Below are 11,948 nucleotides of genomic sequence, written 5' to 3' on the forward strand. Positions count from 1 at the left end.
TGATTATTTATGGTGAATAATGACCAGGGGTGGCTGCGAGAGAGCGTCTTCAGCAGGGCTGCTGTCCTGCTGCGTTGTTAACGGGCCGGTATTGTCTTCCTCGGGTTGGCGGCTGGGTGGATAAAGTGAGCGCGAAAAGGAGCGGCCGGTACGGCGCTTGCCGCGCAGATAGCGGTTGCGGGAATCAATACGGGGCAGAAACTGAACCAGTTCATTGAGGGCATTTCTGTAAACACCGCGTTTGAATTCAATGACCACATCCAGCGGCACCCAGTAGTCGTGCCAGCGCCAGGCATCAAACTCGGGGTGTTCCGTGGAGCGTAAATCCATGTCAGAATCCTGACCCAGCAATTGAAGTAAAAACCAGATTTGTTTTTGTCCGCGATAATAACCTCTGGCCTCACGGCGGACATAGCGGTCTGGCACCTCATAGCGCAGCCAGTCACGTGTACGTGCGATCACGCGTACATGCTCTGGCAGCAAACCGATCTCCTCACGGAGTTCGCGCAGCATCGCTTGCTCGGGGGATTCTCCAGGGTCGATGCCTCCCTGAGGGAATTGCCAGGAATTGGAGCGAATTCTTTTGCCCCAAAAAACCTTGTTATAGCGGTTGAGCAAAATGATGCCGACATTAGGACGAAAACCGTCTCTGTCAAGCATAATCACACCTTGGAACTTTTAAACTGATTCCAATATAGCATGTGAAGCGAATTTTTTCTGTAACTGGATGGAAAATAGCAGTTGCTTCACTGTTTTTAGCGATTTTAATGGACACAATTTGATGAAAGCCTCGCAATTTTTAATTTCTACTCTCAAAGAAGCGCCTGCAGATGCTGAAATTGTCAGCCATCAACTGATGATGCGCGCCGGTATGATCAAGCGGCTGGGCGCTGGTATTTATGACTATATGCCGCTGGGGCTGCGTGTCATTCGCAAAATAGAAGCCATTGTCCGCGAAGAGATGAACCGCGCCGGTGCGATGGAGCTGTTGATGCCGGTGGTGCAGCCGGCCGAATTGTGGCAGGAGACCGGACGCTGGGAAAAAATGGGGCCGGAACTGCTGCGCCTGAAAGACCGGCATGAGCGGGACTTTGTCATTCAGCCCACTTCCGAAGAGGTGGTGACCGATATTGCCCGGCAGGAACTGCGCAGCTACAAACAGTTGCCAAAGAACCTGTACCAGATTCAGACCAAATTCCGTGATGAGCGGCGCCCCCGGTTTGGCATCATGCGCGGGCGTGAATTCATCATGAAAGACGCTTATTCCTTTGACCGGGACGAAGCCGCTGCCGGCGAAAGTTACAAAACAATGTACGCAGCTTACAGTCGCATATTCGACCGCTTCGGGCTGACCTACCGGGCCGTGGCGGCTGATTCTGGCGCTATTGGCGGCGACCGCTCTCATGAGTTCCAGGTGATTGCCGATACCGGTGAAGATGCCATTGTTTACAGCACCGGGTCCGACTATGCGGCCAATATTGAAAAAGCGGAAGCCGTCAGCCTGATCACGCAAAGAGGCGCGCCTGCTGAAAAAATGACAAAAGTCCCAACTCATGGGAAAAGTACCTGTGAGGCTGTCGCTGAATTGCTGAATCTGCCTTTGTCCCGCACGGTGAAATCACTGGTATTGGCAACTGACGAGCTGGACGAGCACGGGAATGTGAAAAAAGTCCAGGTCTGGTTGCTGCTGGTGCGCGGTGATCATGATATGAATGAAGTCAAGGTCAGCAAAGTTGCCGGGCTGGATCAGGGGTTCCGGTTTGCCAGCCTGAGTGAAATTGAAGCCGTGTTCGGTTGCAAGCCTGGCTACCTGGGGCCGGTCGGGCTGAAACAGCCGATCAAAATTGTGGCCGATCGTACTGTGGCGAACATGACCGACTTTATCTGTGGCGCCAATGAAGAGGGCTTTCACATTACCGGCATCAACTGGGGGCGGGATATTCCTGAGCCGGATGCTGTCGCCGATATCCGCAACGTGGTTGCCGGGGATCCTTCGCCAGACGGTGCAGGAGAGCTGGCCATTCAGCGGGGGATTGAGGTTGGGCACGTGTTTTACCTGGGGACCAAATATTCCAAGGCGATGAATGCCACGTATCTGGACGAGAACGGCAAGCCGCAGTTTTTTGAAATGGGGTGTTATGGCATTGGCATCACCCGCATCATGGGGGCGGCCATTGAGCAGAACCATGATGATAAAGGCATGATCTGGCCTGATACGCTGGCACCGTTTACGGTGGTGTTGTGCCCGATTGGTTACGACCGCAACGAATCTGTACGCCAGCAGGCCGATGCACTTTATAGTGCGCTGCAAAAGGAAGGTGTGGATGTTCTCTTGGATGACCGGGGCGAGCGGCCTGGTGCCATGTTTGCCGACTGGGAGCTGATTGGTGTGCCGCACCGGGTGGTTATTTCCGAGCGCGGCATTAAAGAAAACCAGTTGGAATACCAGGGCAGGCGTGACTTGGAAGCAACAAAAGTTGACCTGAATACCATTACAACCTTTCTCAAAGGGCGGTTAAGCGTGTAAGCTTAACTGCTATGGGCGAGGGAACTTTTAAAAACAGAAGGCAGTGGCTGGCTGCTGCCGCATCGGTACTGGCTTTTCCGGGTTTGGCATTATTGCCTGGGCGTTCTCAGGCATCCCAACTGGAAGAGCCTTTGACGCACTCTGTGCGCACGGCACTTTCAGCCGCTATCAATGAAGCACCGCCATTGCGGCAACAACAGTTTGCCGATATGTCAGAGCGGCTCGAATATCTGAACTGGCTGGGCTCGATGTCAGACCGGCTGGCAAGCCGCATTCCTAACTTTGACAATCGGATTGAGTTCCTGGAAACGGTCTGGTACGAGAGCAAGCGTGCCGGCTTGGAAACGGCGCTGGTTTTAGGGCTGATCCAGACTGAAAGCGCATTCAAGCAATATGCCGTGAGTGTGGCTGGTGCTTTGGGGTATATGCAGGTGATGCCGTTCTGGACCCGCCTGATCGGGGATGGTGATGTGAAAAAACTGTTCCATGCCCAGACCAATTTGCGTTATGGCTGTGTTATTTTGCGCCATTACATGGATATTGAGCGAGGCGATCTGTTTATGGCTCTGGGGCGTTATAACGGGTCACGCGGCCGGGACCATTACCCCAATACGGTGTTTAATTTCCGGCAGCGCTGGATTCATGAGCCTGCGCCTGTCATGGTGACCACAGCGGTGGCTGAAGAACAATAGCCGGTTTGATTTTGATTGAAACTGCACCCCCGGTATGTAAATACAGGGGGTGTTGTGTTTTATGCAGAGGGACAACTGGCTTTGATCAGGCTTTGTAATTCGCCGCTTTCATACATTTCCATCATGATATCGGAGCCGCCAATGAACTCGCCGTTGATATACAGTTGCGGAATGGTTGGCCAGTTGCTGTAAGTTTTAATGCCCTGGCGAATTTCTTCATCCTGTAAAACATCAACAGTCATAAAGTCGTCAAGGCCACAGTTTTTCAGAATCTGGACTGCGCGTCCTGAAAAACCACACATGGGGAATTTGGCACTGCCTTTCATGAAAAGCAATACGGGGTTGTTTTTAACCAGTTCTTCAATACGTTTTTGTGTATCGGACATCGCGGGCTCCTGAATTTATGCGATTTAAAATCAGCGTATAACTTACAGCACATTTAGCCTTTTGAGCTAGTTCGCTATTTGACCATGCTTTGCAATATATGGCAGGAGAGTCCGGAAATATTCAAAAGTTCATTATTTATTGTGAACGCGTGCATATGCTGTTGGCCAACGTTTCATTCACAGAGCCTGTTTGTGGTGTGAAAAACGGGCCGGGATTTCCCTGAGACGCCAATGCAAAAATGTCACCGCACGGTTTAACCCAACTTATTCGCATTGTATGTGCACCGCATACGTACTGCAGTTGATCGTGACCCGTGTGTGGTTGGGGATTGTGTTTGCCAAACGGGTGACGGTGTCTATGTCATACCAGTCGAGTTTAAGGCTTTGGCAATTGCCCCCCTGTGGCCCGGTTCTGTCCGGCCAGGTCTTTACGGGTTTCCACATTCTGGAAGCCAGCGCTTTCCAGCAGGGTTTGCACTTTTTCTGCCTGGTCGTAGCCATGTTCAAGCAGCAGCCATCCTTGCGGCAACAGATGGGTTGCCGCCTGCGCAATGATACGGCGGATGTCATCCAGACCATCATCGCCTGATACCAGTGCATGCTGGGGCTCATGAGACAGGGCTTGCAGGTGTACATCGCCTGCGGCAACATAAGGTGGGTTGCTGACAATCAGGTCGAATTTTTCATTGGCAACCGGGGCAAACCAGTCCCCCAGCAATAAGCGGATATGTGATTCTGGCGGCAGCAGTTCGTTGCTGTTGAGTGTGGCTACGGTAAACGCTTCCTGGCAGGCATCGACAGCAGTAACCTCCAGTTCAGGGCGTTCATGCTGCAATGTGACAGCCAGAATGCCGCTGCCAGTGCCCAGGTCAAGCACCCGGGCAGATAAGTTGGCCGGCAAAAGTTGCAGTGCCCAGTCAACCAGCAGTTCAGTTTCCGGCCGTGGTACGAGAACCCGGCGGTCAACTGAAAAATTTAAACCGTAAAATTCTTTTTCGCCTGTCAGGTATGCCAGCGGTACACCAATGGCACGGCGCTGGAGCAACGCCATGTACTGGTTCTGCTCGTCCTTGAGCATGGTATCTTCATCGTGCGCCAGCAGCCAGGCACGTTCACGCGAAGAACGCCCCAGGGCAAACAGCAACAGCAACTGGGCATCCAACTGGTCGATGCCCATGGCACGCGCAGCATCAAGTGCCTGGCGTACATTCATCACCTGCTCGGGCAGTGAAGTGGTTTGTGTATCGTTCATGTTTGTCATGCCTCCATGCGGGCTTCCATTTCGGCCAGCTGCTCAGCGCCGGCCGCGGTTTGTAGCGTTGTGATGATCTCGTCCAGATCGCCATCCATGATAAACGGCAGTTTGTACAAGGTCAGGTTGATGCGGTGGTCCGTCACACGGCCCTGCGGGTAGTTGTAGGTGCGGATCCGGTCTGAGCGGTCTCCTGTGCCAACCAGACTTTTGCGGGTGGCAGCCTCGTGTGCTGCACGTTCGCTGCGCTCTTTCTCCTGGAGGCGGGCCTGCAGTACCTGCATGGCTTTGGCTTTGTTGCGGTGCTGTGAGCGGTCATCCTGGCATTCCGCCACAATGCCGGTTGGGATGTGTGTGATGCGTACGGCTGAATCGGTCTTGTTGATGTGCTGGCCCCCGGCGCCTGATGCCCGGTAGGTGTCAATGCGCAGGTCTGCCGGATTGATCTCGATGGCAGTGGCCTCGTCAGGCTCAGGCAGCACGGCGACGGTACAGGCACTGGTGTGGATGCGGCCTTGTGTTTCGGTCACAGGAACGCGCTGCACGCGATGGCCGCCGGATTCAAATTTAAGCTTGCCGTAAATGCCCGGCTGTGAACCATGCCCGTTGATGTGAATGATAACTTCCTTGTAGCCACCCAGATCGGACTCATTGGCACCAATCACTTCCACGCGCCAGCCCTGGCGTTCGGCATAACGGGTGTACATGCGCAGCAGGTCACCGGCAAACAGTGCGGATTCGTCGCCGCCGGTGCCGGCACGGATTTCCAGGAACACCGGGCGGTCATCGTTGGGATCTTTGGGCAGCAGCAACGACTGAATTTCCTGTTCCAGACGTTCCAGATCGGCCTGAGCGCTTTGAATTTCTTCCGCAGCCAGCTCTGCCATTTCCGGATCGTTTTCCAGCTCGTGCGCATTGTTCAGGTCGCTTTCCCTTTGCTGGTACTGGCGATAGTTTTCAATCAGCGGGCTCAAGCCGGCATGCTCCTGTGACAGCGTGCGAAAGCGCTGGATGTCACTCATGACCTCAGGGCTGGACAGGAATGCTTCGAGTTCGCTGAATCGATAGGTACTGCGTTCAATTTGTTGCCGGATAAAGGGTTTCATGAATGTCGGATCAGATCAGTGGAAAAAGAAAAAGGGAAAAAGCAGCAAAAGCTGCCTGTTCATGTCAGCAAAAGAGAGGTGCTAGGAATGCCAGCTGGCCGGCATGGTCAGGCCAGGAGCGAATATGCAGGGCAGGGCCTGGACTGACCGGGTGGTCAGCCTGTGTGCCTGTAGCCAAAAAGATATGCGCATACGTGCCATGAACAGCAGTTCCGATGAAGTGGAAAAATAGGCGAGATACTCACCTGATCATTTCAACCCTTGAAAGCGTCCTATTATAGAATGCTTTTAACTTTTGATAAAAACGGACCATGTCATGAACGGGTTGGAACTGTTGACGCATATCGGCAATTTTTTGCTGCTGCCACTTTTCGTTGGCATGGCCGTTGGTTCAATGGCACGGCTGTTCTGGTTTCGGCAGCGTTCATGGATACGGCTGGCTGTTGCTGGTTTTATGGGGAGTTTAATCGGGCTGGTTGTCGGCTGGGTTGTCACCGAGCAGGATGGGCATATGCTGGGCTATGGGCTGCTGGTTTTACTGTGCAGCCTGTTTGTTTTTATGGCTGGAGGGAAAGTGGCCCGAAAAGCATCTTCTCCCGCCAAATGAGGCGGCATGACCAGGAAAACCGAAAAGCATCTTCTCCCGCCAAATGAGGCGGCATGACCAGGAAAAAAGGGTCGATCCCATGATGTCAAACCAGGCTGTTAACCAGATGATGGCGCAGGTTCGTGCGGCATTAAAGCAGAGCATAGAAGAAAAAACGCGGCAGAACAGCCAGCGCTTTTTTAAAGAGGAAATCCGGTTTTATGGTGTGCCGGTGCCTCAGGTAAACCGTATTGCCAAAAAGTATTTCGCTTTGATGCCGCAAGCCTCAAAAACCGATGTTTTTGCGTATTGTGAGGCGTTATGGCAGTCCGGCTATATTGAAGAATCATTCATTGCGTGCCAGTGGGCCTATGAAATGCGAGGGACGTATGAACTGGCCGATATGGATGTATTTGATGGTTGGTTGGATGCTTATGTGAATAACTGGGCATCATGCGATACGCTGTGCAATCATGCTGTAGGTGATTTGCTGATGATGTATCCGGCCTGTGTTGTCAGGCTGAAAGACTGGGCGATGTCTGCAAACCGCTGGAAGCGGCGTGCCGCCGCGGTTTCTCTGATCATTCCAGCCCGCAAGGGGCTGTTTTTGCCGGAGATTTTTGAGCTGGCCGATCTGCTGCTAAGCGATCAGGATGACCTGGTGCAAAAAGGCTATGGCTGGATGCTGAAAGCCGCCAGTGAAGCGCATCAGCAGGCCGTGTATGATTTTGTGGTGGCTCGAAAACAAACCATGCCGCGCACGGCATTTCGTTATGCGCTGGAGAAAATGCCTGCTGCGCTACGGGCGCAGGCGATGAAAAAAGCATGATGCCCTGATGGAGGCTGTTGACGGTCAGGTCTGTTTTTTTATAAAAGAGTCGCGAGCGCGCCATATCTGTGCCGGCCAGCAGGGGCATCTGAAGTTTCATGGCTTTTCATTCTGCTGGTATTTTGCAAAATACCCAGTGCAATGCAGCCGACTCAGATAATCGCTTGCGCGTATCATATGTGCCATGCATGACGAACAACTTTTACGCTATTCACGCCACATTCTGCTGGACGAAGTGGGGATTGAAGGGCAGGAAAAACTGCTGCAATCTCACGTGCTGGTGATTGGTGCCGGCGGGCTGGGTTCACCGGCGCTGATGTATCTGGCTGCGTCAGGTTGCGGGCAGATCACCGTGGCGGATGCTGACGCTGTGGACCTGACCAACCTGCAACGGCAGATTGTGCATACCACTGCACGTGTGGGGCAGCTGAAAGTGCACTCTGCCGCACAGGGAATGGCTGCGTTGAACCCGGATGTGCAGGTTCATGCCGTGCAGGTCAAAGCGCAAGGTGAGGTTTTAGAGCAGTTGGTTGATCAGGCGCATGTGGTGCTGGATTGCACGGATAACTTCCGTACCCGCCAGCAGATCAATGCGGCATGTGTGAAATACCGTAAACCGCTGGTCAGCGGAGCGGCTATCCGCTGGGATGCACAGGTCAGCGTTTTCGACCTGCGCGACGAGCTCTCGCCGTGTTATGCATGCCTGTATCCGCCAGAAGATGTGCCAAAGGAAGTTGCCTGTTCGACCATGGGCGTGTTTGCGCCGTTGACCGGGATGACCGGAACCATGCAGGCAGGCGAAGCGTTGAAGCTGCTGATGGGGATTGGCGAGCCTTTGGTCGGGCGTTTGCTGATGCTCAATGCGCTGCAGATGCAATGGACCACGCTGCGCATCAAGCGCCGGCCCCATTGCCCCGTTTGTGGTGCGGGTCATTAAAAAGGGCAGCCAACGGATTGCGGTCAGCTCAATTCAAATTCGCCAATCAGTGGCAAATGGTCTGACATGCGGGTCCAGATTTTGCCCTTGGGAACGTAGGCGCGCAAAGGCGTCAGGCCGCGGGCGTAAATGCGGTCCAGCCGCCAGACCGGCGCAACGGAAGGAAAGGTCGCTTCCGGCGGAATGGTGAAGGTGGTGAAACCGGCATGCAGCATCGGCAGCAGCAGTTTGTTGTTCCAGTCGTTAAAGTCGCCGGCAATCAGTACCGGTTCGCTTGACGGAATTTCTCTTTCTATCAGATCAATCAGGCGCTGAATCTGCCAGTTGCGGCCAACCTGACGCAGGCTGAGGTGTACCACAATGCAGTGCAGCAAGGTCCCGGCAACCTTGACTTTTACGTGCAGCAGGCCGCGCTGTTCAAACCGGTTGTCTGAGATATCTTCGCGTGCCATGCCCAGCACCGGCCAGCGGGACAGCAGTGCATTGCCGTGCTGCCCTTCTTTGGTGTAGGCGTTGGTCATGTAGCTGCTGATATAACCCTCGGGGGCCAAAAAATCAGCCTGGGGGCCCGGCATTTGCAGGCGCTGGGCAATATCGGCACGGCTATAAAGTTTTCTGACTTCTTGCAGAAATACCAGGTCAGCGTCAAATTCTTCAACCGCAAGGGCAAGGTTTTGATGTTCTGCCCGTTTGATCGGCCCCAACCCCCGCACGCCTTTGTGGATGTTGTAGGTGGCAACCCGCAAAATGCCGTCATCCAGTTGTGCCGGGGGGGTGGCCGGAAACACGTCGGACTGCAGCAGCATGGCTTGTGGCAGTATGGTCGAATACTGCACCACCTCCAGCTCAGCCGGCGTGGCCGGCTCATCTTGTGGAGGTGAGGGTGGTTGCTCAGTATCTGACGCTTGCTCCTTTGTCATTATCCAACTCTGTTTGTCACTATGACCTTCAGGTGGGGCATTAAAAGCAGTTTTCAACCTGCGTTTTAATGCGGCCTCATCATTTATCTGGCTATGTTATATCGGGTCCAGGCTGCCTTTCTCGCCGCGTTCATAAACCACGTTGGCACGTCCGACAATCAGCGGGTCAATGGCGCCAATGGCTTCCAGGTTTTTGTTGTCGTAAGGCAATTTAAGCAGCACATAACGCATGGCATTCAGACGCGCGCGTTTTTTACAGTCAGATTTCACAACGGTCCAGGGTGCATCGGCCGTGTCGGTATGGAAGAACATGTCTTCCTTGGCCTTGGTGTACTCATCCCATTTACCGAGCGATGCCTGATCAACAGGGGAGAGTTTCCACTGTTTGAGCGGGTGTGTTTTACGTTCTTTAAAGCGGCGAATCTGCTCTTCTTTGCTGACCGAGAACCAGAACTTGATCAGGTGAATGCCGCTGCGGGTCAGGTTGCGTTCCATTTCCGGAACTTCACGGATGAATTCCTTGTATTCCGTCGGGGTACAAAATCCCATCACACGCTCTACGCCGGCACGGTTATACCAGGAGCGGTCAAACATGACCATCTCGCCGCGGGTCGGTAACTGAATGATATAGCGTTGAAAATACCATTGCCCCAATTCGACCTCGGAAGGTTTTTCCAGCGCGATGACGCGGGCACCGCGGGGGTTCAAGTGCTCCATGAAACGTTTGATGGTGCCGCCTTTGCCGGCCGCATCACGTCCTTCAAACAAGATGACAATGCGCTGGCCTGTTTTCTTGACCCAGGCCTGCAATTTAAGCAACTCGACCTGTAGATGATACTTCTGCTCTTCATAGGTCTTGCGCTGCATCAGGTATTTGTAAGGGTAGCCACCGTGGCGCCAGTCCTCAGCCAATTCATGGTCGTAGTCAACTTTTGGGGCTTTGTTTTTTGCAATGGCTTTCAGCGTTTTATCCAGGAGTTTGACTTCATCCGGAGAAATGCGGGTCAGAATATGCTGCACCATGTCGCTGGAAGCCTGCGGATCATTGATGTCAACCTGGCGCAACTGGTCAATCACACCTTCTGCCTTGGCGGCCAGGGCTGACTGTGTGGAGTGATTGGCCTCTAGTTTGGCCAGCTTGCTGGGGGTGCGTTGTATGAATGAGGTGCCGACTTCGACATGCTGGGCGCTGCGGCGGCGGGGGCTCTTTTTAGCAGGGGTTGTTTTAGGCGCTTTTGTGATACGGGGAGATTTTTGTGTTGTAGTTGCCATGAGCGTTTTCCTTGATGAAATGTACGAGGAACATTCCGATTGTAAATGGCATCCGGGCTGATTCAGCCTGCAAATCAGATACAAAAGTGTTTTCTAACAAAGGTCATTTTAAAAGGATTAGCCACGTGTGTTGCAAGGTTTGTTGTATCAAACTGGTCAAATATGCCAAAAAGTAACGTAATGCAAAAAAACACGGATGCCTGCCCTATCCCACTAGTTAGTGCATTCACCTTGGGCAGTGCGGCATAGCAGGGCCCCGCTTTGTGTATTACAGTGCCAAAGCCAGTTTACGCAGGAATTGTTCACAGGCCTGCATTTGGCTGATTTCAATGAATTCATCCGGTTTGTGGGCCTGCTCAATACTGCCTGGCCCGCATACGACGGTTGGAATGCCTATGTGCTGGAAGTGCCCGGCCTCTGTGGCGAATGCGACTTTGCGCTGCTGCGTATCGCTGGTCAATGCGCGTACCAGTTGCGTTATTGCTGCCTGTTCATCGGCTTCCAGGGCCGGGGCCTGTGCCGTGCTGGTGATGTCTACCCGCGCTTGGGCATACTCGGTTTGCATACGTGGCAGCAGGTCTGAGCGAACGTAGTCTTCAATGTGGCTTTGGATGTTGGCAGGGCTCATTCCCGGCAGGTTGCGAAACTCATATACAAATTCACACTGCTCCGGCAAAATGTTGGAGGCGATACCGCCCTGGATCTGGTTGGTGGTCAGGGTGGTAAAGGGCACATCATACAGGTGGTCGTAAGGGCCCTGGGCTTTCATGCGGTCTGCCATGTCCCGAATGTGACAGATCAGGCGGGCGGCGTGTTCGATGGCGTTGCAGCCCTGTGGGGTTAAAGACGAGTGTGCCGCTTTTCCGTGCACACAACAACGGTACAGGTTGATGCCCTTGTGGGCAATGATTACCTGCATGCTGGTGGGTTCACCAACCACGCAGCCCTCAGGCTGTATGCCGCGTTTTTGCAGTTCGTCCAGCATGAACGATACCCCCACGCAACCGACTTCCTCGTCAAATGAGAAGGCCAGGTGTATGGGGCGCTTAGGCCGGTTTTGCAGCCACTCGGGGACCAGCGCCAGTGCCACGGCGATAAAGCCTTTCATATCGGCACTGCCTCTGCCATACAGTTTGCCATCACGTTCAGTGAGTTCAAAAGGCGGCGTGTGCCAGTTCTGCCCGTCAACCGGCACAACATCGGTATGGCCTGAGAGCACGACGCCACCCTGGGTGTTGCCATGCTGGTCGGCAATGGTGGCGAACAGATTGGCTTTGGTGTGCTCGGGGTTGTAGGCCAGCCAACTGGGAATGTTTTGCTGCGACAGCCAGTGCTGAATGAATTCAATCAGTTCCAGGTTGGAATTGCGGGTGGTGGTATCGAATGCAACCAGCTTTTCAAGCCATTGTCTTGGCGACATGAAGATCATCCTTCTCTTTCG

At 53.6% G+C, this 11,948-nt stretch carries 12 protein-coding genes; 5 read left to right on the top strand and 7 right to left on the bottom strand.

Annotated features, from left to right (window positions below):
* Positions 1–3 precede the first annotated feature (3 nt).
* A complete protein-coding gene (locus tag CUZ56_RS05590) occupies positions 4–660 on the bottom strand; it encodes an RNA pyrophosphohydrolase (RefSeq protein WP_126979072.1) in 657 nt (218 codons plus the stop codon).
* A gap of 121 nt (positions 661–781) precedes the next feature.
* Between CUZ56_RS05590 and CUZ56_RS05595 the strand changes: the two genes are divergently transcribed.
* Complete coding sequence (locus CUZ56_RS05595; protein WP_126979074.1) at positions 782–2,527, top strand: proline--tRNA ligase; 1,746 nt, start codon at positions 782–784, stop codon at positions 2,525–2,527.
* A gap of 11 nt (positions 2,528–2,538) precedes the next feature.
* Positions 2,539–3,219 carry a lytic transglycosylase domain-containing protein gene (locus tag CUZ56_RS05600; protein ID WP_126979076.1) on the top strand — a complete coding sequence of 227 codons (681 nt, stop codon included), beginning with the start codon at positions 2,539–2,541 and terminating at the stop codon, positions 3,217–3,219.
* A gap of 59 nt (positions 3,220–3,278) precedes the next feature.
* Here CUZ56_RS05600 and grxD read toward each other — a convergent pair whose 3' ends face one another.
* The 3 genes from grxD to prfA all read right to left on the bottom strand — a co-directional run bounded on the left by grxD (position 3,279) and on the right by prfA (position 5,963).
* Positions 3,279–3,605 carry a Grx4 family monothiol glutaredoxin gene (gene grxD, locus CUZ56_RS05605; RefSeq protein ID WP_126979078.1) on the bottom strand — a complete coding sequence of 109 codons (327 nt, stop codon included), beginning with the start codon at positions 3,603–3,605 and terminating at the stop codon, positions 3,279–3,281.
* A gap of 376 nt (positions 3,606–3,981) precedes the next feature.
* Positions 3,982–4,857: a peptide chain release factor N(5)-glutamine methyltransferase gene (gene prmC / locus CUZ56_RS05610; RefSeq protein WP_239442077.1), complete on the bottom strand. Its 876-nt coding sequence runs from the start codon at positions 4,855–4,857 to the stop codon at positions 3,982–3,984.
* Between the two features lie 5 nt (positions 4,858–4,862).
* Entirely contained in the window at positions 4,863–5,963 is a 1,101-nt protein-coding gene (gene prfA / locus CUZ56_RS05615; RefSeq protein ID WP_126979080.1) for a peptide chain release factor 1, read from the bottom strand.
* 316 nt (positions 5,964–6,279) lie between these two features.
* Here prfA and CUZ56_RS05620 point away from each other — a divergent pair, with 316 nt between their 5' ends.
* From CUZ56_RS05620 to CUZ56_RS05630, 3 genes are all read left to right on the top strand, one after another.
* On the top strand, positions 6,280–6,570 hold the full coding sequence (locus CUZ56_RS05620) for a hypothetical protein (RefSeq protein WP_126979081.1): 291 nt from the start codon (positions 6,280–6,282) through the stop codon (positions 6,568–6,570).
* Positions 6,571–6,649: 79 nt separating this feature from the next.
* The gene (locus CUZ56_RS05625) at positions 6,650–7,378 is read left to right on the top strand and encodes a DNA alkylation repair protein (RefSeq protein WP_126979083.1); all 729 of its coding nucleotides are present in this window, start codon (positions 6,650–6,652) and stop codon (positions 7,376–7,378) included.
* A gap of 184 nt (positions 7,379–7,562) precedes the next feature.
* Positions 7,563–8,315 carry a HesA/MoeB/ThiF family protein gene (locus tag CUZ56_RS05630; RefSeq protein WP_126979085.1) on the top strand — a complete coding sequence of 251 codons (753 nt, stop codon included), beginning with the start codon at positions 7,563–7,565 and terminating at the stop codon, positions 8,313–8,315.
* Positions 8,316–8,338: 23 nt separating this feature from the next.
* Here CUZ56_RS05630 and CUZ56_RS05635 read toward each other — a convergent pair whose 3' ends face one another.
* From CUZ56_RS05635 to argE, 3 genes are all read right to left on the bottom strand, one after another.
* Positions 8,339–9,121 carry an endonuclease/exonuclease/phosphatase family protein gene (locus CUZ56_RS05635; protein WP_126979682.1) on the bottom strand — a complete coding sequence of 261 codons (783 nt, stop codon included), beginning with the start codon at positions 9,119–9,121 and terminating at the stop codon, positions 8,339–8,341.
* A gap of 210 nt (positions 9,122–9,331) precedes the next feature.
* Positions 9,332–10,507, bottom strand: a complete 1,176-nt coding sequence (gene ppk2 / locus CUZ56_RS05640; RefSeq protein WP_126979087.1) for a polyphosphate kinase 2 — start codon at positions 10,505–10,507, stop codon at positions 9,332–9,334.
* Between the two features lie 268 nt (positions 10,508–10,775).
* Entirely contained in the window at positions 10,776–11,927 is a 1,152-nt protein-coding gene (gene argE / locus CUZ56_RS05645; RefSeq protein ID WP_126979090.1) for an acetylornithine deacetylase, read from the bottom strand.
* Positions 11,928–11,948: the final 21 nt, after the last annotated feature.

This window comes from Saezia sanguinis (assembly GCF_003991585.1).
Taxonomy (GTDB): Bacteria; Pseudomonadota; Gammaproteobacteria; order Burkholderiales; family Burkholderiaceae_C; genus Saezia; species Saezia sanguinis.

Coding starts and splice junctions, on each gene's coding strand:
- grxD (WP_126979078.1), bottom strand. CDS start 3,605: ATGTCCGATACACAAAAACGTATTGAAGAACTGGTTAAAAACAACCCC.
- CUZ56_RS05620 (WP_126979081.1), top strand. CDS start 6,280: ATGAACGGGTTGGAACTGTTGACGCATATCGGCAATTTTTTGCTGCTG.
- CUZ56_RS05625 (WP_126979083.1), top strand. CDS start 6,650: ATGATGTCAAACCAGGCTGTTAACCAGATGATGGCGCAGGTTCGTGCG.
- prmC (WP_239442077.1), bottom strand. CDS start 4,857: ATGAACGATACACAAACCACTTCACTGCCCGAGCAGGTGATGAATGTA.
- CUZ56_RS05635 (WP_126979682.1), bottom strand. CDS start 9,121: ATGCTGCTGCAGTCCGACGTGTTTCCGGCCACCCCCCCGGCACAACTG.
- CUZ56_RS05600 (WP_126979076.1), top strand. CDS start 2,539: ATGGGCGAGGGAACTTTTAAAAACAGAAGGCAGTGGCTGGCTGCTGCC.
- CUZ56_RS05595 (WP_126979074.1), top strand. CDS start 782: ATGAAAGCCTCGCAATTTTTAATTTCTACTCTCAAAGAAGCGCCTGCA.
- prfA (WP_126979080.1), bottom strand. CDS start 5,963: ATGAAACCCTTTATCCGGCAACAAATTGAACGCAGTACCTATCGATTC.
- argE (WP_126979090.1), bottom strand. CDS start 11,927: ATGTCGCCAAGACAATGGCTTGAAAAGCTGGTTGCATTCGATACCACC.
- CUZ56_RS05630 (WP_126979085.1), top strand. CDS start 7,563: ATGCATGACGAACAACTTTTACGCTATTCACGCCACATTCTGCTGGAC.
- ppk2 (WP_126979087.1), bottom strand. CDS start 10,507: ATGGCAACTACAACACAAAAATCTCCCCGTATCACAAAAGCGCCTAAA.
- CUZ56_RS05590 (WP_126979072.1), bottom strand. CDS start 660: ATGCTTGACAGAGACGGTTTTCGTCCTAATGTCGGCATCATTTTGCTC.